The 23,482-nt window shown below is 54.7% G+C and carries 19 protein-coding genes; 18 read left to right on the forward strand and 1 reads right to left on the reverse strand.

What is annotated here, in order from left to right:
* Window positions 1–16 precede the first annotated feature (16 nt).
* The 3 genes from IMQ33_RS02635 (at window position 17) to IMQ33_RS02645 (ending at window position 2,283) form a co-directional block, all read left to right on the forward strand.
* A complete protein-coding gene (locus IMQ33_RS02635; protein WP_230326622.1) occupies window positions 17–667 on the forward strand; it encodes a response regulator transcription factor in 651 nt (216 codons plus the stop codon).
* A 378-nt stretch (window positions 668–1,045) separates the two neighbouring features.
* Window positions 1,046–1,795: a helix-turn-helix domain-containing protein gene (locus tag IMQ33_RS02640; RefSeq protein WP_173409482.1), complete on the forward strand. Its 750-nt coding sequence runs from the start codon at window positions 1,046–1,048 to the stop codon at window positions 1,793–1,795.
* The gene (locus tag IMQ33_RS02645) at window positions 1,795–2,283 is read left to right on the forward strand and encodes a hypothetical protein (protein ID WP_161712234.1); all 489 of its coding nucleotides are present in this window, start codon (window positions 1,795–1,797) and stop codon (window positions 2,281–2,283) included. Before IMQ33_RS02640 ends, IMQ33_RS02645 begins: the two co-directional genes overlap by 1 nt.
* Before the next feature lie 50 nt (window positions 2,284–2,333).
* On the opposite strand, the gene IMQ33_RS02650 is transcribed toward IMQ33_RS02645, so the two are convergent.
* On the reverse strand, window positions 2,334–2,852 hold the full coding sequence (locus IMQ33_RS02650; RefSeq protein ID WP_021178406.1) for an Hcp family type VI secretion system effector: 519 nt from the start codon (window positions 2,850–2,852) through the stop codon (window positions 2,334–2,336).
* 760 nt (window positions 2,853–3,612) lie between these two features.
* Here IMQ33_RS02650 and tssB point away from each other — a divergent pair.
* The 15 genes from tssB to IMQ33_RS02725 are packed head-to-tail and all read left to right on the forward strand — an operon-like array spanning window position 3,613 to window position 23,319.
* Entirely contained in the window at window positions 3,613–4,110 is a 498-nt protein-coding gene (tssB, locus tag IMQ33_RS02655; RefSeq protein WP_024529701.1) for a type VI secretion system contractile sheath small subunit, read from the forward strand.
* A gap of 27 nt (window positions 4,111–4,137) precedes the next feature.
* The gene (gene tssC, locus IMQ33_RS02660; RefSeq protein ID WP_021804827.1) at window positions 4,138–5,619 is read left to right on the forward strand and encodes a type VI secretion system contractile sheath large subunit; all 1,482 of its coding nucleotides are present in this window, start codon (window positions 4,138–4,140) and stop codon (window positions 5,617–5,619) included.
* Window positions 5,620–5,625: 6 nt separating this feature from the next.
* Entirely contained in the window at window positions 5,626–6,066 is a 441-nt protein-coding gene (tssE, locus tag IMQ33_RS02665; RefSeq protein WP_024529702.1) for a type VI secretion system baseplate subunit TssE, read from the forward strand.
* Window positions 6,066–7,880 carry a type VI secretion system baseplate subunit TssF gene (gene tssF, locus IMQ33_RS02670; protein ID WP_024529703.1) on the forward strand — a complete coding sequence of 605 codons (1,815 nt, stop codon included), beginning with the start codon at window positions 6,066–6,068 and terminating at the stop codon, window positions 7,878–7,880. Before tssE ends, tssF begins: the two co-directional genes overlap by 1 nt.
* Window positions 7,844–8,896, forward strand: coding sequence for a type VI secretion system baseplate subunit TssG (tssG, locus tag IMQ33_RS02675; protein WP_024529704.1), 1,053 nt, complete (start codon window positions 7,844–7,846; stop codon window positions 8,894–8,896). Before tssF ends, tssG begins: the two co-directional genes overlap by 37 nt.
* 25 nt (window positions 8,897–8,921) lie before the next feature.
* Complete coding sequence (gene tagH, locus IMQ33_RS02680) at window positions 8,922–10,226, forward strand: type VI secretion system-associated FHA domain protein TagH (RefSeq protein ID WP_173409481.1); 1,305 nt, start codon at window positions 8,922–8,924, stop codon at window positions 10,224–10,226.
* Complete coding sequence (gene tssJ / locus IMQ33_RS02685; RefSeq protein WP_024529706.1) at window positions 10,223–10,729, forward strand: type VI secretion system lipoprotein TssJ; 507 nt, start codon at window positions 10,223–10,225, stop codon at window positions 10,727–10,729. The genes tagH and tssJ overlap by 4 nt, the downstream gene beginning before the upstream one ends.
* Before the next feature lie 2 nt (window positions 10,730–10,731).
* Window positions 10,732–12,078, forward strand: coding sequence for a type VI secretion system baseplate subunit TssK (gene tssK / locus IMQ33_RS02690; RefSeq protein WP_024529707.1), 1,347 nt, complete (start codon window positions 10,732–10,734; stop codon window positions 12,076–12,078).
* Entirely contained in the window at window positions 12,078–12,845 is a 768-nt protein-coding gene (icmH, locus tag IMQ33_RS02695; RefSeq protein WP_021178397.1) for a type IVB secretion system protein IcmH/DotU, read from the forward strand. Before tssK ends, icmH begins: the two co-directional genes overlap by 1 nt.
* A 9-nt stretch (window positions 12,846–12,854) precedes the next feature.
* Entirely contained in the window at window positions 12,855–15,458 is a 2,604-nt protein-coding gene (gene tssH / locus IMQ33_RS02700) for a type VI secretion system ATPase TssH (protein ID WP_173409480.1), read from the forward strand.
* Entirely contained in the window at window positions 15,455–16,237 is a 783-nt protein-coding gene (locus tag IMQ33_RS02705) for a helix-turn-helix domain-containing protein (protein ID WP_065685187.1), read from the forward strand. Before tssH ends, IMQ33_RS02705 begins: the two co-directional genes overlap by 4 nt.
* Before the next feature lie 2 nt (window positions 16,238–16,239).
* The gene (gene vasI, locus IMQ33_RS02710) at window positions 16,240–16,905 is read left to right on the forward strand and encodes a type VI secretion system-associated protein VasI (RefSeq protein ID WP_024529709.1); all 666 of its coding nucleotides are present in this window, start codon (window positions 16,240–16,242) and stop codon (window positions 16,903–16,905) included.
* A gap of 5 nt (window positions 16,906–16,910) precedes the next feature.
* Entirely contained in the window at window positions 16,911–18,305 is a 1,395-nt protein-coding gene (gene tssA / locus IMQ33_RS02715; RefSeq protein WP_196061463.1) for a type VI secretion system protein TssA, read from the forward strand.
* Window positions 18,306–18,336: 31 nt separating this feature from the next.
* The gene (tssM, locus tag IMQ33_RS02720) at window positions 18,337–21,870 is read left to right on the forward strand and encodes a type VI secretion system membrane subunit TssM (protein WP_065685185.1); all 3,534 of its coding nucleotides are present in this window, start codon (window positions 18,337–18,339) and stop codon (window positions 21,868–21,870) included.
* Between the two features lie 60 nt (window positions 21,871–21,930).
* Window positions 21,931–23,319 carry a VasL domain-containing protein gene (locus IMQ33_RS02725; protein WP_196061464.1) on the forward strand — a complete coding sequence of 463 codons (1,389 nt, stop codon included), beginning with the start codon at window positions 21,931–21,933 and terminating at the stop codon, window positions 23,317–23,319.
* Window positions 23,320–23,482: the final 163 nt, after the last annotated feature.

Genomic DNA, 23,482 nt, shown 5'->3' on the forward strand with positions numbered 1-23,482 from the left:
CAAACGTAGGTGTCTGATGAAAACATTACGCGTAGTCCTGGTGGATGACCACCAGGTGGTGTTGGCAGGTTTGAAAGACTTTCTGGATCAACTGCTCCATGTCGAGGTCGTGGCCACCTTCACCTCCACCGAGGAGTTGGTGCGCTATCTCAAAACCACTCCACCCGATGTTGTTATCACCGATTACAATATGCCTAACGATGAGGTACATAAAGACGGTTTACGCTATGTCGATTTCCTGGTCAGAAACTTCCCGCAGGTCAAAATGTTGGTGTTGACCATGATCTCCAATCCGATGATCGTCTCTGCGCTTTACGACAGCGGGGTGGCAGGCGTGATCTTCAAACAGGATCCGCTGTCAGAGGTGCAATCAGCGTTACGAGCCGTAAGGGTGAACGCCAGATATTATCCCGCTTCGTTCCAGAGCGATGGCCGTGGTGATGAGCGCGAGGTATTTATACAGCAACGCATCAATAGCCTGTCCCCACGTGAGTTTGAAGTTTTGCGCTATTTTGTCGAGGGTGACTCCATTGCGCATATCGCTGAACGGCTTAATCGAAGTGCCAAGACGGTTAGCCTGCAGAAGAATTCCGCAATGCGTAAGTTGAACGTCGAGAGTAATCAGGAGCTGATCCGTTTTTGTATGAGCAACCATATTTTTGACTGATAGTACGGTGGTTTGGTGAGGCTGAAGCCCCCTGGATCGGAGTAGCGTCCTGTTCTGGTTAAGTGAAATAAAATAGGTTTAAATCCTGTAAAATATATTTTATTAGAAGTGTTTTTCTATTATATGGCTGCTTGTTGAAATAATAAACTATTCTGTTATTTTTTATTATTAATAAGTAGCTATTTTATGCTTTTTTGCTGTTTTTTATTTAAGCATAAATAATCTTACGGTCGCATAATACTTGATAAAAAAAACTGACTGGTGAATGATATTGCTATGGCATAGCGTTAGCTTTGCTGAGTAAAATGAATGACATCCTTCTATAGCACTATTAGGTGCAGCTATTTAATCATGTTATGCAAAGTAGCAGGTGATTAAGTGAACTATATTATCAACGGCAGTTTATTCTTTGATACCGAAGAGCATTTACTCTCCAATGAGCAGAATAATAAAACGTTAACGTTAAGTGCTATTTCATCTCGGCTTTTCTGTGAGCTTTTGAAAAATCCTGCCGGTGTGACTCGAGAGCATTTGTTAAATGTCGTCTGGTCAGAGCATGGGCTCACGGCATCAAATAACAACCTCAATAATCATATTAGTATATTGAGGAAGCATTTGGAGGAGTTGGCTGACCTGCACGATCTGATTAAAACCGTGCCCAAAAAAGGCTTTGCCTTGAACCGCAATCACTTGATTGTCCTGGTTGATGGGGAAGGGCAGCCAGCGAGGGCGGTTCAGGGAGCAACGGTGAAGGAAAAACCCTCTTACAGGTCAATGTATATGAGCCTTGCCCTTTGTATCCTGGTTTTGGTGGCGCTATTTACTTCGCTGTATGGCAATAAAATTCACTCGATGTTTGCAAATACTCAGCCTAAAACCTTCTATAAGTATAAAGGGTGCGTATTGAAAACGCTGAGGGAGATCCCTGAAAAAAAACGGGAGGCGTCCATCGCTCTCGTCATGGAGATGATAAGAAAGAATGACGTGGATTGTGAGTACGATCGCTATGACGTATTTTTCTATCTCAGTGGCGAAGAACAGAGCGCCAACCAATTCAGAATGCTGTCTTTTTGCCGCAATGAGAATGGCGGGAATTATGAACATTGTTACAGTATAAAAGTGGTTTGATGGCGATGAACAGGAAAAAGTTGGCGTATGCGTTTATCATCATTCTGCTGTTAGGGGCATCAACCCTGGCGTTCCTGATGTCTTCGGAGAGCAAAGGACAATACTTCAAGTGTGATACGGAGGTCTATTTCGAAAATGTAGCCAGCCACAGCAAGATTGAAGGTGATGTCTCTCTCATGCTGGTAAGCGACAATATAGGCATGCTTTATGTGAGGGGAGTGCTCAACAAGGAAGGGGTGAATTATAATGTCAACCGCAAGATTTACTTTAACTACGGCAATAAACCCTACGGCAGCTACTATCATCTTAAGAAAATCGGTGATGAAAATTACTCCACCGCCAATAGTGCACCGGATGCGTTGTTCAATGAGCTGATCTTTGAGAATAAACAAGAATTGTATCTCTCGATTACCCCCATCGGCAATGGCGGCTATGAACTGCGCGAGATGATCTTCCCGATAGCCATATGTGCGAGCAAGCGGATGTAAAAGAGCAGCCAATCTCTCGATTGGCTGCTTGGGCGAAGCTAAGGCTGGCCTTAGGCTTCGATTGGGGCACGCCAGTCGTCAGAACCCGAAGTCCCGGCAGTGGTGTGTTCCCAAGTGATTTTACGGTATGCCAGTGAAACGCGAACCAACTGAGTGAACTCAGCCTTGGTTGGATCCTGGCAGTGTGGCATTTTGCAGTCGATATCGATGATGGTGGCATCTTCCAGTTTGGTGGTAAAGAAGTGCTCTTGTTTACCTTCGATCGAGGTGCGGTACCATTTCAATTCAACCGTTGGCAGCATTTCGCCAGAGGCCAATGCGTTATACAGCAATGGAACAGCTTTGTTATAAGCCACGGTGAAGCGGAATGGCTTATGTGCACGCTGCCCTGACGGCTGGCCTGACTGCGGATCGGTTGGTACGGTAACGATATGTTCAAATTCCTGAACCAGCATCTGGTCTTCGTGGCCTTGAACAAAGATGTTACCGACAGATTCAGCGGTAAATGCGCTGGCGGTAATATTACCCTGGGTTTTCCCTGTGATAGAGATATAAGCTGGAGTTGGCATCTTAAAGATCCTTGTTAGATAAGCTTAGTAATAACTCAATGCTAGTCACACCCCTCGCCGATAATAATCGACCTCGAATGTGACTTGCCCCACTTCTCACTTCGGCCATCACTATAATCGGGTCTTTCTCTAGTGCCAAGCCACTCACAAATTTGCAAGGTTTATTGGTCTTGTTAATGGTATAAATGATTATAATATTTGCATTATTGGTGTTTTATGCTGGTTTAAATATTGATGCTGGTTATGACTTCTTGGTTAAACATAATTTAAATAACTATATGATTTCGTAACACCATGTTTTTACTAAATTAATTAATTTTTATAAAATTATTTTTTATGATCATAAGCCGAAAGTTGTTCTCGCCAGGTGATAAATTATTAGGAGGCTTAGTAAAGAAAAATTTATGGACTTTTACCGGTCAGATCGGGGACGATACATTCAGTGAAGCTATGCTAATGCAGGAACTGTCCAGTTTTGCCGTGGTCCGTAATCTCATTTCTCGGGGTTTTGTTATTATTTAGGACGATTCTCAGGATTCCGTAAAATATAGGAGGATTCCCAACTTTGCGCGTAAAGACGGATTATTCGCAGACTTCGGCACGGCATAGGAGGAAGGTATTTAGGTTTACGGTGATAGATTTACTATCTGAATAGATGGCGATGACTCTATTAGCATGGATGATATCTGAATGTCATTTTCCGGTGCTCATTCAACAAACATTAGCTGGTATTCCCTTATTGTGACTAAAAGGACGAGTGATGAGTAAGAATAATCAAAGCAGTGTTGCCCCCAAGGAAAGGATCAACATCAAGTATGTTCCTAACACGGGCGATCAAACCACTGAAATCGAACTGCCACTGAACCTGATGGTTGTTGGCGATCTCAAGGGGGTTCGTGAAGATACTCCGATTGAAGAACGTCAGGTCGTTTCCGTCAGCAAGAACAACTTCAACGCGGTGATGAACGAAGCCAATATCAACCTTTCGTTCACTGTACCCAATCACCTGGAAGGCGAAGGGAAAGAAGAGATGCCGGTAACTTTGGCGATCAATTCCCTCGACGATTTTTCACCGGATAACGTGGCGAAAAACGTCCCTGAACTGAAAAAAATTCTGGAACTGCGGGAAGCGCTGGTCGCCCTGAAAGGGCCTCTGGGCAACATTCCTGCCTTCCGTTCTCGTCTGCAAGATCTCCTAGGCAATGAAGAAATGCGTGAGCAGTTGCTAAAGGAACTGGACATTCTTAATCAGAAATAATTGAGACGGAAAGAGGGAATTTTACGTATGTCTTTACATGAAGAAAATGCGGTTTTAGCTGCCGAACCTACCAGTACCACTTTCCTGCTTGACGAAATCATGTCTCAGACCCGCATGATGCCGGGCAATGATGGCTATGACGTCGCCAAACAGGGCGTTGCTGCATTTATCAGCAGCATTCTGGACACTGGCACCAACGAAGAACCGATCAACAAGCTGTTGGTCGACAGAATGATCATTGAGCTGGATAAAAAGCTCAGTGCCCAGATGGACGAAATTCTGCATGCCAAAGAATTCCGCGAAATCGAATCTTCCTGGCGTTCACTGAAGCTGTTGGTGGATCGCACCGATTTCCGTGAAAACATCAAAATCAACATCATGCACGCGACGAAAGAAGAGCTGCTGGAAGATTTTGAGTTCTCGCCGGAAATTATCCAGTCTGGTTTCTACAAGCACGTGTATTCATCCGGTTATGGCCAGTTTGGCGGCGAACCTACCGCAGCCATCATCGGTAACTATGCGTTCAGCAACAGCACCCCGGATATGAAGCTGCTGCAATACGTCAGCGCCGTTGGGGCCATGGCACATGCGCCGTTCCTTTCCAGCGTTGCGCCGGACTTCTTTGGTATCAACAGCTTTACCGAGCTGCCAGCCATCAAAGACATGAAGTCGGTGTTCGAGGGGCCAGCACACACCAAATGGCGTGCGCTGCGCGAGTCGGAAGACTCCCGCTATCTGGGCCTGACCACGCCACGTTTCCTGCTGCGTTTGCCGTATTCCACCGTTGAAAACCCGATCAAGAATTTCAACTACTACGAAGACGTCAGCAAGGATCACGAACACTTCCTGTGGGGCAACACCGCATTCCTGCTGGCAGCCTGCCTGACAGACAGCTTCGCCAAGTATCGCTGGTGTCCGAACATCATTGGGCCACAAAGCGGTGGTGCGGTGCACAACCTGCCGGTTCACCTCTATGAGGCGATGGGCCAGGTACAGGCGAAGATCCCGACCGAAGTGCTGATCACCGATCGTCGTGAATTTGAGCTGGCGGAAGAGGGCTTTATTACCCTGACCATGCGCAAAGGAACCGACAACGCGGCCTTCTTCTCGGCCAACTCGGTCCAAAAGCCGAAGGTATTCCCGAATACCCATGAAGGGCGGATGGCGGAAACCAACTACAAGTTGGGTACCCAACTGCCGTACATGTTCATCATCAACCGTCTGGCTCACTACATCAAAGTGCTACAGCGTGAGCAGATTGGTTCGTGGAAAGAGCGTCAGGATCTGGAGCGTGAGCTGAACATCTGGCTCAAGCAATACATCGCCGATCAGGAAAACCCACCGACCGATGTCCGCAGCCGCCGTCCTCTGCGCTCTGCTCAGATCCAGGTGTTGGATGTCGAAGGGGATCCGGGCTGGTACCAGGTGGCGATGCAGGTGCGCCCACACTTCAAATACATGGGAGCCAGTTTCGAGCTCTCGCTGGTTGGTCGTTTGGATAAGGAATAACAGGCAATGGCTGCGCTTCTTAATTGGGAGCGAGGAAGTTCTGCCAGCTTGTTTGAGCGTATCCAGGGGAAGGGCTTTGGCCCTTCCTCACATAGCCGTGTTCAAGAGCTATTAATCTCAATCAAGCAGCATTTGAACGAAGTCCTCAATTCGCGCCCCGGAGCCTGCCAAAGTGCTGCAGGCCTGGGGGTTATTGATCTCAATGACGCCACGGCAACCACGTCTGATTTCCGTAAGAGTATTGAGCAGGCCATCAAGGAGTGTATTGAGCGCTACGAGCCAAGAATTTCCGAGGTTGCCGTTCAATCCCTGGTGGATCAGGGGGACCCACTGTTATTGAGTTTCCATATCAGTGCTCACGTTGATTTCGACAATATCGGCGATGTGGTTGAGTTCAATATCCAATTGGACAGCAACCGCCGTTACTGCCTAAACCAGGAAGCATAATGTCGTTCGAAAAGTACTTCAGGGATGAGCTGGATTATCTCCGGCAGTTAGGGCGTGATGCCGCAATCGAACGGCCGCACCTTGCTGCCTTTTTATCCGAACAGGGTTCCGATCCGGACGTTGAGCGCCTGTTGGAAGGCTTCGCCTTTCTGACCGGCAACCTGCGCGAAAAGATCGACGACCAGTTCCCGGAGTTGACACACGGCCTGCTGAATATGCTGTGGCCGAACTATTTGCGGCCAGTGCCCAGCATGACCATCGTCGAATACACGCCGAACAGCAGTGCACTCACTGAAGCGACGTTGATCGAGCGCGGTAGCCAGATCGAGAGCGTCCCAATTGCGCAAAGGGCGGAACGTGGTGCGTTGCAAAACGACAGCGAAACACACGGGCCCCAGTGCAGCTTCACCCTCTGTCGGGATGTCTGGCTGTTTCCGATGGGCATCCAGGATATCGCCGTCAACAACAGTAACGAACAGGGGATATTGAGCATTCACTTTGGCGCCAAGGCAGAGTTGAACGTGCAAGAAATGCGGCTCGATAAACTGCGTTTCTATCTGGGTGAGGACGGTTACACCAGCACCCAGCTCTATTTCTGGATCAGTCACTATTTCGAACGGGCCGACCTGGTGGTCAATGGCATCACCATTCCGATGCCGGACTTCGATTTCAACCCGGTGGGCTTTGAGCGTGAAGATGCGCTGTTGCCTTATCCGAAAAACGCCTATGTCGGCTACCGTATCCTGCAGGAGTATTTCTGTTTCCCGGAAGGCTTCCTGTTCTTTGACGTGGCTGGCGTGGTGGATTTCCCCGCGCATCTGAAAGCCAGCGAATTCACCCTCAATCTGCATTTCTCCCAGCCATTGCCGCCTGAGGTCAAGATACGGCCAACCACCCTGCGCCTGAACTGCACCCCGGCGGTGAACCTGTTCAAACGCGACAGCGAGGCGATAGCCCTGGATGGCACACAAACCGAATATCCGCTGTGTGCCAGCTACCATCATCCTGAGCGCTACGAGATTTTCTCGGTCGATCGCGTGGAGAGCTGGTTAAGCAAAGATCCCAAGGGCAGCGGGCGTGGGCAGGCCAGAAGCTATCCGGCGTTTGAAAGTTTCCATCATCAGGTGGAACCTGCGCAGGAGCGCAACATGCTCTATTACCGCCTGCGGGTGAGAAACTCGCTGTTCCGTAAGGGCTTTGAGCATTACATCTCCTTTGTGCGCAGTGATGAGACGCAGGTGGCGCTGTCTCAAGAAAACGTGTCGGTCAGCATGACCTGTACCAACCGCGAATTACCGCTGGCGCTACGCGTGGGTGATATCTGCCAACGGACGCAAGCAGGCCCGTCATTTGCCACCTTCCGTAATATTACCCGGCCTTCGGTACCACTGTATCCGGTGTTGGATGGCAGCCTGCAATGGTCTTTGTTGTCCAATATGTCATTGAACTACATGTCATTACTGGACAAGGATTCGTTAAAACAGATCCTGCAGACCTATGATTTTCCCAGCGTACACAACCGGCAATCCGCTCGGTCGTCGCAAAAAAAACTGGACGCGATTTCGCGTATCGAAACCCAGCCGATCGACAGGTTGTTCCGGGGTTTACCGGTCAGAGGTCTGCAAACCACCCTCTGGCTGGAGCAAAGCGCTTTTGGTTCTGAAGGTGAGCTTTACCTGTTTGGTACGGTGTTGGCACGCTTCTTCTCCCTGTATGCCAGCGTCAACTCGTTCCACCTTTTGAAAGTCATCAATCTTGATAATCAGGAATGTTACCAATGGCCGGTACAGACGGGTCAACATGCATTGATGTAAGCGCGGGTGAAGGCGTACCGCCGGAGCCAGTGCTGGATGTGTCACGTTATAACTTTTACCAATTGGTCGAGCTGCTCAACCAAATGGCGGTAGCGTGGCAAAAATCCCCGGGTTCAGCCAGGCCAGCCGATGAGGCCATCCGCTTTAAATCGACCGCCAGCCTGGCTTTTCCAACCCGTGACGTGATCGCGTTGGAGACTTCCGCTCGCGGCCAGTTTGAGCTGGAAGTCTCTTTCCTTGGGTTGCATGGCAGCCAGTCGCCGTTACCCGGTTATTACCTGGATTCGTTGGCCTGGGAAGATGCCCAGAATGAAAACCGCCTGACGGATTTTCTCAACGTGTTCAACCACCGGCTGTTAACGCTGCTGCATCAGATTTGGCGCAAATACCGCTACTACATCTGCTTTGACGAGGGTGGTAACGATGATGTCTCGCAGCGCATGTTTGCGCTAGTGGGATTAAGTAACGAAGCGATCCGCAAAAAACTGCGCATCCACCACGGCAAAATGCTGGCCTATGCCGGTTTGCTGGCCAGCCCTGGGCGTGCCCCGGAAGTGATTTGCAGCCTGGTGGCGCACTGTTTCAACCTGGCGGATGTGACGCTGCAAAGTTGGCAACTGCGCAAGGTCAAAATTGCCCCGGAGCAGCAGAATCGCCTGGGCGGCAGGGTGAAGGTCAGCGGCCAGAAATACCAGGGGAAATCGGTGCTGGGCGTCAATTTCTCACTGGGATCGCAGGTAGCGGATCGCAGTGGCAAATATCAGTTGTGCCTCAACCAACTGACGCGTGAACAGTTCTTGTCATTTTTACCTAACGGGGAGAATTACGAGCCGTTAGAGATGTTTGTGGCTTTCATTATGCGCGACCAGTTTTCGTGGGATTTACGCCTGGGTCTGGCAGAGCAGCAGGTGGGCGGCATGATCCTGGGGACAGAACAAAACAACCTGCTGGGCTGGACCAGCTTCCTCGGGGAACCCGAGCAACAGCCCCACGTAACCATCAGCGTTATGGAATGACAATCAAGATTCAGGAAGAGAGATCATGGATAAACAGCAACCGACGCTATCATTGCGAGTCGTCAATAGCGACAGATTGGAAAGTGGCAAACCGGCCAGCAGCCTGTTTAATGCACAGGGTGGGGTGGTTGGCAGTGACGGCAGCCATCATTGGTCTATTCAAGATCAGGGCGGCAATATCAGCCCTTCACAGTTTGCCATTGAATGGCGTGATGGGTCCTTTTGCCTGCGGGTGCTCAACGGTGCGGTGAGTATTAACCAGTCGATGCTGACGGCAAACTCCGGTTTGGTGCGCATCCAGCAAGGTGATGAAATCAGCGTGGGCAATCTGGCCATCAAGAGCCATATCAGCCGCTCGAGCGCCGATATGGTCGATCCGCTGATGGTTTCGCCAGAATCGCTGGTCTCCAGCTACAGCAACCCGCTGGAAGCGATGATGGAAGGGGGCAATACACAGGTTTCCCACCATGAGCAGGACAACCGCCTCGCCGCCACGGTCGCCAACGGTTTCAGCCACGACCCGCTGCGGGTATTGGAAACCGAGAGCCTGACGATGCACGAACCTCTGAGCGCCCTCACCGGTGCCGATCAATCATTACAACAGGATCGCTACCGCGATCCGCTGTTCTCTTCTCCACTTTCTGATATCACCAAGGACAGTGCCATGGATCAGGAGTTTATCGATCTGCCGCAAATCAGCAGTTTTCTTTCCGGCCAGCAGGCACCGTCAGACAGCAAGATGGAACAGCAGCACGTGGCGATCACGCCGCTGATGCGGGGTTTTGGCGCACAACTGCCAATCCGCAACAGCCAGGAGGCCAATGACTTCCTCGAGGAAGCTGGCAAAACGCTCAGGGCCGCTATTGAAGGGCTATTGGCCTTGCAGCGCAGTCAACACGGCCTGCGGGACAAGCATTTGCGGCCAATTGAAGATAACCCGCTGCGCCTGAATATGGATTACGACACCACGCTCAGCCTGCTGTTTGCCGATCAAAAAAGCCCGGTGCACCTTTCCGCCCCGGCGGCGGTGGCCGAGAGCCTGCATAACCTGCGCCTGCACCATCAGGCCAACCAACAGGCGATTGCCCAGGCGTTGAGCACCATGCTGGAAGCTTTCTCCCCAGAGCGACTGTTGACGCGCTTTAGCCATTACATGCGCAGCAACGAGCGCCAGGAACAAGACTCCGCCTGGGCTTGGGAAATGTACAAAAACTACTACCAGGAATTGGCCTCCAGCCGCCAGCAGGGCTTCGAAAAGCTGTTTGGCGAAGTGTATGAACAGGCTTACGACCAGGCGCTGCGCCAGGGGATGAAGGACAGCGAACGATGAAAGGTGGCAGAGGATACTTTCTGACGACTGCGCTATGCCTGGTGCTGATGCTGTCAGGATGCACGATATGGAAAAACAAGAAGCCGGAGCGCGTTACCGAGCAGCCTTCTACGCTGCGGTTAACGCTGCTGGCGGACGCGAACATCAACCCCAATGAGAAAGGTGAGGCCGCGCCGACCGAGATTGCGGTGGTGTACCTGAGCGACGATTCCAAACTGTTGGCGGCCGATTACGACCAGCTCGACACGGAAATATTGAAGAAAACGCTCAGTAAGAACTACATCGACCACCAGGAATACACCCTGCTGCCGAGCCAATATAAACCGTTACCCGCCATTGAGCTGGAAGAGAAGACCCACTATCTGGGGGTGATTGCCTACTATGCCGACGTTGATCGCGCTGAATGGAAAAAAATCATCAAGCTCAGCGATGTTGGTCATAACTACGGCGTGCTGATCCACGTTAAAGCGGATGAAATCGACTTAAGGAAAGAGGAAGAATAACCATGCCGACCAAGAATCGGGTGATCTGGCGCGAAGGCCTGTTCATTAAGCCACAACACTTTCAACAGCAACAAAGACATAACGATTATCAGCTGCAGCGCCGCATCACCGCGCTGACCAATTACACCTATGGCTTCCACTCGCTGCAGATCAATCAGGAACTGCTCAAGCTGGGGCGTATCGGCTTGACCAACGCCAGCGGTAGCATGGCCGATGGCACAGTGTTTGATATTCCTTATCAGGATTGCTCGCCCAAGCCGCTGGATGTACTGAACTGCAACGATGCCGCCAGCCGCGATATCTATCTGGCGTTGCCGATGCTCAACGACACCATCAATGAGGTTGCCAGCCCGCACAGCCAACTGCCTGGGGCGATCCGCTACGCCGAACATACCGATGACGTGCGCGATTTGCACACCGACGGCGGCGATGTCAGCCAATTACTGCTGGCCCAGCTTGCGCCGCGTTTGATGCAGGGATCTGAAGATCTCAGCGCCTATTCCGTGCTGCCGGTCTGCCGCATCAAAGAGAAGCACCCGGACGGCTCGCTGATCCTGGATGAAGAATTTATTCCTACCTGCACCACCCTGCACGCTTCCGTACAGTTGAAAGACTTCATGGATGAAGTGGAAGGCACCTTGGTGGAGCGCGCCCGGTTGCTGGCCAAACGTATCGGTTCGCCGGGCCAGCAGGGGATTGCCGACGTGGCCGAATTTATGATGCTGCAGGTGTTCAACCGCATGCAGCCACTATTCACCCATCTGTCCCATCAGGCAGTGCTGCACCCACAGGATTTTTATAGCCACCTGGTGCAAACCTGCGGCGAGTTGCGCACCTTTACCGACGAATCACGTCTGGCAGGCAGCTTCATCGTCTATAACCATGACAACCTGACCGACTGCTTCCAGCCGCTGTTCCTGGCGATGCGCCAAACGCTCAGCACGGTGCTGACACCGCGTGCCATCTCGGTACAGCTGCATCCGCAGCCTAACGGCATTCGTGTGGGGACGATCAACGACAGCGATCTGTTGCGCAGCGCCGACTTTGTGCTGGCCGTCCGGGCGCAGATCCCGCAGGAACAGCTGCGGCGTCAATTCGTGCAGCAAACCAAGATCACCTCGCTGGAGAAAATCCGTGAGCTGGTTAGCCTGCAACTGCCTGGTGTACCGCTGGTGGCGCTCTCTGCCGCACCGCGTCAACTGCCTTACCATTCCGGCTATACCTACTTCATGTTGGATCGACAAAGCCCGACCTGGAAAGAGGTCCTGCAAAGCAACGCGATTGCCTTCCACGTTTCGGGTGACTTCCCTGAACTGGATATGCAGTTCTGGGCGATTAGGAGCAGCTAATGAAAATGCATGCCGTCACGGATAATCCCGCGCTGCCCGAAACGGAAACCGTCACTTCGTATCGGCAATATCAGCTCCCGCTGCGCGGCGAGAGCCTGAATGCGATGGTGGACGCCGCCACGCCGTTACTCGGCATGGTGCTGCGCTTGAAGGACATGGAAAACCAGCCGCTGCCAGACCAGCTTTATCAGCAGGTGGTGACGGATATCCGCGCCATTGAGCAGTTTCTGCAAACCAAAGGCTACGAGCCAGGGGCGATCGTTTCGTTCCGCTACGTGCTTTGTACCTTTATCGATGAGACGGCGTTAGGGCACGGTTGGAATACGCAAAACGGCTGGTTGCAGCAGTCCTTGCTGGTGCATTTCCATAACGAAACCTGGGGCGGTGAGAAGGTGTACGTCCTGCTGGAGCGCCTGATGGGCGAACCCAAACGTTATCAGGATCTGCTGGAGTTCATCTACCTGTGTTTCTGCCTGGGTTATCGCGGCCGCTACAAGGTGACATTGCAAAACAGCGATGACTTTGAACGGCTGTTCCGTCGGCTGCATCACCAACTGCAACAGCTGCGCGGTGAAGCCCCCGCGACCGTCTTGCACCAGAAACAAAGCCGCACCGGCGGGCGCTATTACCTGAGTAAACGGTTGACCATCAAGCATCTGCTATGGGGTGGCTTAGGCCTGTTGACGGTGATTTACCTGTTCTATGCCATCCAGTTACATGGACAGACTCAGGATATTTTGCAGCAGCTAAACAATTTATTGAGCTAGGAAGCACAGATGATTCAAATTGACTTGCCCACGCTGGTAAACCGCCTTAATCCCATCGCCCGCCATGCCCTGGAGGCCGCGGCGGCACACTGCGTCAGCCTGCAGGAAGCGGAAGTGACGGTCTCGCAGGTATTAATGCAGATGGTCGCCAGCCCCTTAAGCGACGTCAGGGTGATCCTTAATCATGCTGGCGTGGACACTGACGCATTGCGTGAGTCGCTCGATCAACGTATTTCCGGCTATCAGTCGGTCACTCAGGCTTATCCCAGCTTCTCCCCTTTGCTGGTGGAGTGGTTGCAGGACAGTTGGTTATTGGCGTCGGCCGAAATGGATCACAGCCAGCTGCGCGGCGGGGTGATGTTGTTGACCTTACTGCTGAGCCCTATGCGTTATCTCACACCGGCGGCCAGCCGGTTGTTATCCCCGGTGAACCGCGAACTGCTGCGCCAGAACTTTGCTGACTGGACCGCCGATTCCGCAGAAGCCCCTCGGGTAGCGAAAGCGGGTGATAAAACCGCCGCTGCCGCCGCCAATGGTGAAAGCCTGCTGGCGCGCTATGCCAGCAATATGACCGAGCAGGCCCGTAAAGGTACGTTAGATCCGGTGCTGTGCCGCGATGAGGAAATCGATTTGATGATCGATATCCTGTGCCGCCGCCGCAAGAACAACCCGATCGTGGTGGGTGAGGCTGGTGTAGGAAAAAGCGCCCTGATCGAAGGCCTGGCGCTGCGCATCGTGGACGGCCAGGTGCCGGAAAAACTGTGCAACAGCGAACTGATGACGCTGGATCTCGGCGCGTTGCAGGCCGGGGCTGCGGTCAAAGGCGAGTTCGAAAAGCGCTTCAAGGGGATCATGGCGGAAGTTGCCCAGTCGGCCACGCCGATCATCCTGTTTATTGATGAAGCCCATACGCTGATCGGCGCGGGCAATCAGCAGGGTGGCCTGGATATCTCCAACCTGTTGAAACCGGCGTTGGCACGCGGTGAGTTGAAAACCATCGCCGCCACCACCTGGAGCGAATACAAAAAGTATTTTGAGAAAGACGCCGCGCTGTCGCGCCGCTTCCAACTGGTGAAAGTCTCTGAGCCGAGTGCTGAAGAGGCCACGGTGATCATGCGCGGCCTGCGCACTATCTATGAGAAGGCGCATGGCGTGCTGATCGACGACGAGGCACTACAGGCGTCGGCGGTGCTCAGCGATCGCTATCTCTCTGGCCGCCAACTGCCGGACAAGGCCATCGACGTGCTCGATACCGCCGCCGCGCGGGTGGCGATCAACCTGACTTCGGCACCGCGTCAGGTATCGGCACTGAAAACGCAGCTGCATCAGCAGGCGATGGAAATCCAGATGTTGGAGCGTGAGCAGCGCCTCAACCTGAGCCAGCCGGATGAGCGTTTATCGGTGTTGCAACAGCAGCGCGCTGAGATAGAACAGCAACTGGCAGACCTGAATGCCAGTTGGCAAACCCAGCAGCAGTTGGTGCAGCAGATCATCGCCCTGCGGGCAGAGCTGCTGACGCAGGAAGAAAACGCGACGGAAGAACAGGCTATTAATCTGGCTGCGCTGGGCGCTGAGCTTGAACAACTGCAACAGCATCAAACCCTGGTGTCTCCACACGTGGATAAACATCAGATCGCGGCGGTGATCGCCGAGTGGACCGGCGTGCCGTTAAACCGCCTGTCGCAGAGCGAACTGTCGGTGGTTACCGAGCTGCCAACGTATCTTGGCGAACAGATCAAAGGCCAGGAAACCGCGATCCACTGCCTGCATCAGCATTTGCTGACCGCCAGGGCCGATTTGCGCCGTCCGGGTCGCCCAATGGGGGCTTTCCTGCTGGTGGGGCCAAGCGGTGTCGGTAAAACCGAGACCGTATTGCAGATCTCCGAGCTGTTGTACGGCGGGCGCCACTATCTCACCACCATCAACATGTCCGAGTTCCAGGAGAAACACACCGTTTCGCGCCTGATCGGCTCACCGCCGGGCTATGTGGGTTATGGCGAAGGCGGCGTGTTGACTGAAGCCATTCGCCAGAAACCCTATTCGGTGGTGCTGCTCGACGAAGTCGAAAAAGCCCATCCCGACGTGCTCAACCTGTTCTATCAGGCGTTCGACAAGGGTGAACTGGCCGACGGCGAAGGCCGCATCATCGACTGCAAGAACGTGGTGTTCTTCCTGACCTCTAACCTGGGTTATCAGACCATTGTCGATCACGCCGAACAGCCGGAACTGCTGGGCGAATTGCTGTACCCCGAGCTGGCGGCCTTCTTCAAACCTGCCCTGTTGGCGCGTATGGAAGTGGTGCCTTACCTGCCGCTGGGCAAAGACACGCTGCAAACCATCATCCGCGGCAAGCTCAAACGCCTGGATAACCTGCTGCGTCAGCGCTTTAACGCCGAAGTGGTGATTGAGCCTGAGGTAATCGACGAGATCCTGCTGCGCGCCACCCGTGCCGAGAACGGGGCGCGCATGCTGGAGTCGATTATCGACGGGGCGTTGTTGCCACCGGTTTCTCTACTGCTGTTGCAAAAAATGGCGGCAGGTACGGCAATCAGCCATATCCGCATTGCCACGGAGGGAAATGCGTTTACCGCTCAGGTCGAGGAGGCGCTATGAGGCAACGGCTGAAATGCTTACTGGCGCTGCTGGAAAACGATTCGGTCGAGCATTTGGTCCATGGCTTTTTGACGCTGGATCACCACCGTCACGGGTTTGACGGCTTGATGGTGGCGATGTTCAACGCCAGCGAGGGGCAGTTGGAATGTCTGCGCCTGTCTGATGCCAACCGTCGTGCCACGGTGAAGCTGGAAGCCGATATCGAAGACACCAATCACCCGTTGGTGCGGGTGCTGCGTAATGGCGCGCCCGAAGTCTGGTACGCGCTCAATCGCGGAGTGCGCATCGAAGATGACGGCTTTCGCGGCTTTATTGAGGCGTTGCCCAACGGTTGCAGCATGTATGGCGTACCGCTGTTTGATTTCCAGGGGCGGGCCTGCGGGGTGATAGCGGTGTTTGCCGAGGAGATCGATCGATTTGTGGACAGCCGCGGCATGTTCTCCATCTATTGCCAGATTTTTCAGCACCGCCTCAACAAGCTGCAAGAGGTGGAGCATCTGCGATCGCAACTGGTCCAGCTGCGTTCGATGTTCAAGGTGCGTGAAAAACAGCTGGATGAGCTGATGGTCTCGCTGAGTACCTCCGACGTTTCCACCTCGCCAGAACTATCACGCGATTACAGCAAGATAGATGACCTGTCTAGTGCGGTGGAGGCGTTTGAAGCCGCGGTACTGACGCAGCGCCAGCGTCTGTACGGCAATGACAAAAACCGCATCGCCGACAGCCTGGGGATCACGCCGCGCACCCTGGGTTACAAGTTGGCGAAATACAGGTGTTAGCTATGAATACGTGGTTATTGATCGGTTCGTTACTGCTTTCCGGCAGCAATTCAGCCACCGAGTGGCTAAGCGGCCTTTCGTTGTCGCAGCCCGAAGGGGATGCGCATCAGTTGGCGTTGCTGATGAACTGCCGCAGTGAAAGCTCGCCGCTGGTGCGTCTGGACTGCTACGACAACGCGTTGTCAGCGGCCAGCGGCGACAACCCAGGTCAGGTACAGGCCGGGCCAGCCTGGCAGCGAGCTATGGCGCAGGAAAAAGGCCGCCGCGATCATTCGACGGCATTCCTGATAAGCGAAGGGCAGGGCAACAACCCGCAGGTGGTGCTGACCACGCCCGCGATTGGTGTGCCGCCACCTCGGCCAGTGCTGATGCTGAGCTGCATCGACAACATTACCCGTTTGCAGATCGCCTTGGTCGGCCCGCAAAAAGACGGTGCGGTGACGCTAACGGCGGATAGCGACAGGTTTAACGTGCAGTGGTTCCTGCGTGAAAACGGCTATTTGCTGGAATCCAGCCGGGGCCTGGCCGGTATTGATGAGATCAAGCGGTTGATGTCGGCGCAGACGCTGACGATCGACGGTACCAACGGCGGGTTACCCCGTCTGACATTTAATATTTCGCAGTTAACGCCAGCGCTGAAACCGCTGCGTAACGCCTGCCACTGGTGAGGACTATGGATAGCACGTCACAACATCCCTGGCATGCATTATTGCTGACACCGCTGACGCCCGAGCAGACTGCCAAGGCGTTGGCCGATGACGATCCGCAATGGGAGCATATCGACAGCCAGATGGTCAAAGTGGGTTCGCTGACCCACAGCTCGCTGAATATCGATGATCTTCAGCAGCAGGCGATGGCTCTGCTGTCGCAAAAAAGCAAAGACTTCCGTTTGGTGGTGCACCTGCTGCGTACCTTGCAGCACGGCGGTGAACCGGGCGACCTGATGCTGGCGATCTCCTTGCTGACCGCTTACGTGCAGAACTTCTGGACCAGTGCCTGGCCGTTGAACCCGCTGCATAAGCGCCGCTTTGCCCAGCAGATCCTCAAGCGTTTTGACAGCGCCAGCGGCAGCTTTAGCCAACGTGCGACGGATGCCCAACGCCAGGATGTGCAAGGTTTGCTGGCACATCTGGCCCAGGTTTGGCACAGCGAGGAACCGGCCCTGGCGAAAGAGGTGGATAGCCTGCGAGCCAGCTACGCGCGGTTGCCTACTCGCACCGTTGAACCGGTGGTTGAGGAGGAAGAACGCCCTCAGTCTGGTTCGGCATCGACATCAGCCTCTGCCAGTAGAACGATCAGCCCCAGCCTGAGCATTGATAACTCCAGCGATAAAGCCTGGCGGCAAACGCTGCTGAAAATGGCGGATTTGCTGTGTGAACTGCACCCCGAGGCCGCCATTGGTTTTCGCCTGCGTCGCCATGCCCTGTGGGGCAGCTTGACCGCGCCACCGATAGCACAGGCCGATGGGCGCACGCCGCTGGCTGCCGTTTCTGTCGATCGCATGGCCGATTATCTGGGGCGCGTGGCCACTGCGGATCTGGCCCTGTGGCAACAGGTAGAACAGAGCCTGGCGCTGGCACCTTACTGGCTGGATGGCCACGCGCTTTCGGCGCAGATCGCTATTCGGCTGGGATATACAGGGGTTGCGCAGGCCATACGTGACGAACTGAGCGCCTTTATCGAGCGGATGCCGGCGTTAACCACCCTTTATTTTACCGATATGACGCCATTCCTCTCCCCTGAATCTGCCAGCTGGTTACAGCAGGAAACGGGTGCCAAAGGGGGAGGTAACACTATTGAACAGGATGAAATTTGGCAATGCTATCAACAGCAAGGACTGGAAGCCGCGTTACAGATGATCGATCGGCAATCGCAGCAATCCGAACCCAGGGACCGTTTTTACCTGCAATTGCTCAGCGCCCAGTTACTGGAAAAAGCGGGGATGACGGCGCTGGCACAGCAGCACTACCACAACCTGTTGCAGGTGGGGCAGCAAGTGCAGCTAAGCGAATGGGAACCGGCGTTGATCGCCTTGCTGACAGACAAGCAGCGGCAGCTCAAGCCGTGATGGCCAGGGAAGGGAACAGGAGCGTTAACGCATGAAATTGCCCTCATTTATTCATTTTGCCAGACCGGCCATTCCGCGCATCAAAGCCTCGGTGCCGGTGGTGCTGGCGCTGTTGGCCTGTATCGGCTTGATTTGGGTCTGGATTTACGGGCCGGAATGGAAGCTGAAGGATTACCAACCGTTCGAACCTTTGCTGAGCCGCTGGTTGGTGACTGCTTTGGTGGTGCTGCTGGCGGTGTGCTGGCTCACCTTCAAAATGGTGCGGCGTTTACAGCAGTTGGAAAAGCTGCAACTGCAGGCCAAAACGCAGGTCGACGATCCGATCCTGGCCGATATCGAACAGCAGGACCAGTATCTGGGCGTCTGGAAGCAGCAGTTGCAACGGCGGCTGAATACCCCGGCTTATCTCTATCGTCTGCCTTGGTACATGGTGATTGGCACCCGCAACAGCGGCAAAAGCACCCTGATCAAAGAAGGCTACAAGCTGACCGAAATCGCCAGCCCGGAACTGACCAGCGTGGAAGACGCCGGTGAGCTGCGCGTACGCTGCTGGCTGGGTGAACAGGCGGTGCTGATCGATCCGGCAGGTGAGCTGATCGAGCAGCCAACGCTGTCCATAGTGGGCAAAGCGGCGCTCAATAGCCGCCTGTGGCAAAGCCTGCTCAACTGGCTGGTTGAACACCGTAAACGCCAGCCGCTGAACGGCCTGATCCTCACCGTCGATCTGCATCAACTGCTGACGGCGAACAAGGCTCAGCGCGAAAACATGGTTGCCAGCCTCCATCAGCGTTTGCAGGATGTGCGCCAGGCGCTGCATAGCCAGCTGCCGCTGTACGTGGTGTTTACCAAACTGGACCTGCTGTACGGGTTTGAAGCGATGTACCAGACGCTGGATAAGGCCCAGCGCGAAGCGGTGCTGGGGGTGACATTCAGCCTGAACGCCGCCGAGCCGGAGGTGTGGCGCAAAGAGTTGCAGCAGTTCTGGCAGCAATGGATCGCCCAGTTGAACGGCGCAATGCCAGACATGATGCTCAACGGCGTCGATGCAGGACAACGTAGCCAGCTGTTCAGCTTTACCCGCCAGATGCAGGGCCTGCAAGAGTATGTGGTGCAACTGCTGGAGGGGATCCTCTACAGCGGCGATCATCAACAGCCGCTGTTACGCGGCATCTACCTGACATCTGCCCAACAGCGCGGACAGATGGATGACGTGTTTACCCAGTCTGCCGCCGTGCAGTATCACCTGTCACCGCAGGCCTTCCCAACCTGGCCGGTTGCCGAAACGACCCCGTACTTCACCAAAGAGCTGTTTAATCAGGTGTTGCTGGCGGAACCGAATTTGGCAGGCGAGAACGGCCTGTGGCTGCGTAACTCCAGAAAACGCCTGATGGTGTTCTCCTGCGTGGGGGCCGTGGTGGCGTTGACGCTGTGGGGTTGCTGGCAATACTACTACCAAAGCAACTACCGTGCCGGACAAGAGGTCCTTGCCCAGGCCAAAACCTTCCTCTCCATCCCGACGCCGAAGGGTGACGATCGCTATGGCAATCTGCAGCTGCCGTTGCTGAACCCGATCCGTGACGCCACGCTGGCTTACGGCAACTACCATGAACGCAACAGCCTGCTGGCGGACATGGGCCTGTATCAAGGCAACAACATCGGCCCTTATGTGGAAAGCACCTATCTGCAACTGTTGCAGCAGCGCTTTGTTCCGGCGTTGATGAGTGGCCTGTTGGAGCAGTTGAATGCGGCACCTCCAGGTAGCGAAGAGAAACTCGAAATCCTGCGTGTGATGCGCATGCTGGAAGACGGCAGCGGCCGCAACGTGGCGCTGGTGGAACAGTTTATGGGCGATCGCTGGAGCCAGCAGTTTAACGGCCAGCGCGAACTGCAACAGCAGTTGATGGGCCATCTGGACTATGCGCTCAAGCACACCGATTGGCGTGCCGCGCGGGAAAGTGGCGATCAGATTGCCATCAAGAACTTTATCCCTTATCGCCAGCCGATCCAGCTGGCACAGCGTGAGTTGAGCAAGCTGTCGATTTATCAGCGGGTGTACCAGAACCTGCGCATCAAGGCACAAGAAGCGCTGCCTCCGGCCCTGAACTTGCGCGATCAGATTGGTGCCAGCTTTGACGACATCTTTATTTCCAACAACGATCGCCTGCTGGTGGTGCCACAGTTCCTGACGCGCAACGGTTTGCAGAACTACTTCACCAAGCAGAATGACCAACTGGTCGATCTGACGGTGATGGACAGCTGGGTGCTGAATCTGAGCAAAAACGTCGAGTATAGCGAGGCGGATCGCAAAGAGATCCAGCGGCAGGTGACCGAGCAGTATATCGGTGACTATACCGCCACCTGGCGTGCGGCGATGAATAACCTGTCGGTGGGTGAGTTTGAAGATCTGCCGCAGGCGATCAGCGCCATCGAGCAGGTGATCAGTGGCGAGCAGCCTTTCCGCCGTGCCTTGCAGACGCTGAGTGATAACACCCGGTTGCCTGCGGTGCCTGAAGCGTTGCAGGGTAAAGAACGCCAGGAACTGATGCAAAAATCCGATTATCAACTGCTGGGCCGCGTCAACCGCGAGTTCGCGCCAGAAACCGGCGTGCTGGTGGAGAACGGTGACAAAGGCAGCGTGCTGCAAAGCGTCTACCAAAAACTGACCGAACTGCACCGTTACCTGCTGGCGATCCAAAACTCACCGGCACCGGGTAAAGCGGCCATGAAGGCGGTACAGCTGCGCCTGGATCAAAACAGCAGCGACCCGATCTTCGAGGTTCAGCAGTTGGCGAAAAACCTGCCGGAACCGCTGAACCGCTGGGTAGGGGATTTGGCCGAACAAGCCTGGCGCGTAGTGATGATGGAAGCCATCCAATCGTTGGAAGTCGAGTGGAACGAAACGGTGGTGAAGCAGTATCACACCTACCTGGCTGGCCGTTATCCGTTCGATCCTAAATCTCAGCAGGACGTGCCGCTGAGCGAGTTTGAACGCTTCTTCGGCCCGAAAGGCACCCTGGACAGCTTCTACCAGCAGAACCTGAAGCCGTTCGTGGATAACAACCTGAGCAGCGGCAGCGACGGGCAACTGTTAATCCGCCCAGACGTGCTGCAACAGCTGGCGCAGGCGCAGAAGATCCGCGAAACCTTCTTCTCGGCACAAAACGGCCTGGGCACCCAGTTCGCTATCGAACCGGTGGTGCTGAGCGGCAACAAACGCCGCAGCGTGCTGAACCTGGATGGGCAGTTGCTGGATTACGCCCATGGCCGCAGCAACATGGTGCATCTGGTTTGGCCTAACTCCATGCGGGCCGGGGTAGAAAGCAAGGTAACGCTGGTCCCGGATGAAAACGGCAAGTCCCCGCGCAGCATCACCTTCAGCGGCCCTTGGGCACAGCTGCGGCTGATCAACGCCGGTGAGTTGACCAACGTCGGCACCAACTCGTTCGATGTCCGCTTCAAGGTGGACGGCGGCGAGATGACCTACCGCATCCATGTGGATGAGTCCGACAACCCGTTCGCTGGCGGTCTGTTCAGCAAGTTCACCCTGCCAGACACGCTGTATTAATCGTTGTTATTCCGTCTCTCTGCCGCGCTTGGCAGAGAGACGCTTTAAGGATGAGTCCGCATGAGCGAAGCCTCAGAAAATATCATCATTCAGACCGGCGGCGATCCGCGCCATTGGCCGGAGTTCAGCGCCATTCGTGAAGAGATCAACAAGATCAACCACCCGGCGCGGCCAGAGGTTAACTGGCGGCTGATTGAGTCGCTGGCGTTGACGCTGTTCCGTACCAACGGGGTCGATCTGCAAACCACGGTGTACTACGCCCTGGCGCGTACCCAAAAGCACGGGCTGGCCGGGTTTACCGAAAGCTGCGAGCTGTTGGCGGGCATGGTCGTTAGCAAATGGGAGCGATTGTGGCCAGAGCAGCCCCAGGCACGCTCGGAAATACTGGAGTGGTTCAACGCCCGCGTCGGTAGCCAACTGCGCCAGCACGAGTTCGGCATTGACGACCTGCGCCTGGTGTATCGAGCCGAGCGGGCACTGCAACTGCTGTGCGACAAGCTGCAGCAGGTCGAGCTAAAGCGCGTACCGCGCATTGAAAACCTGCTGTACCTGATGCAGAACACCGCCAAACGGCTGGAAGCCGCCCATGAAGCGGCCAAACAGCCGCCAGCGCAACCGCTGAAGATGCCCTCGATGGTGTATCTCTCGGTGCCCGAAGCGGAGCCGATCCGCACCCTGTTCTCAGGGGAAAAACCGGCCGCGAATGAACCGCCTCCGGCCTACGAAGAACCCGTGCCGCCGCCAAAAGAACAACCGCTGCCCAATGTGGAAGTGCGTTTTGCCGCGGCACCGCCGGTTGCTCCTGTGGCCACCAAACGCACGTCGGCGGCCTGGGGATTTGGTTGCGGTGTGCTGTGCAGCCTGGTGGTCGCCGGTGCGGCTTACCTGATGCAGGTTAAGCCGATGCAGGAGCGATTGGCGGGGTTGTCCGCCACCCCAGAAGGATCGGTGCAGCTGTGGCTGGCCCAACCCACTCTGGACGGCTACGGCCAGCAATTGAACACCCTGGAAAATCTTTCTCCGTTGGCCGGGTTGCGTACCGCCGATGCCTCGGTGGCGCTGGCCAACCAGCTGTGGCCAACCGATCCGGATCAGATCGCCCAGAGCCAGCGCTGGCAACGGTTGCTACAGGCGCGGCTCGGCAGCGAGCGCGCCGACAGCAGCTATTTCCAGGTGCAGCAGCGCTTGCAGGCCCTGTCGGACAAGCTGCTTGAACAGGAAAAAATACGCGGCAGCCTGACGCTTTCCTATCTGAAAACGCAGGTTTATCAGATGCAAAGTGAACTGAACCGTGAAACGCCGCTGGAAGAGTTGCTACGGCAGCTGGCGGTTTCGGTGGAACAACAACAACCGGCTTCACCGGTGCTGCTCAAGCAGATAGACGAGCGCTGGAATGCACTGCTCAGTCGCTATCACCAACTCACGCAGCAGGCAGCATCTGCCCGCTAACCTCCAGGAAGGAAAAGATATGTTTGCTGATGATAAGAAAAACGCCCCCAAGGGGGGCGTGCAGCCGAAGAACATTGTGGCCACGGAGACGCCGTCAGTCAGTGGCGATCAGGTGGTGGATATGGTGGGAGCCGCGGCTGGTGCTGTCGGCGGCAAGGCGGGC

It is taken from the genome of Serratia sp. Res13-Sevr-LER1-36-b, from assembly GCF_015673035.1.
Classification (GTDB): domain Bacteria; phylum Pseudomonadota; class Gammaproteobacteria; order Enterobacterales; family Enterobacteriaceae; genus Chania; species Chania fonticola_C.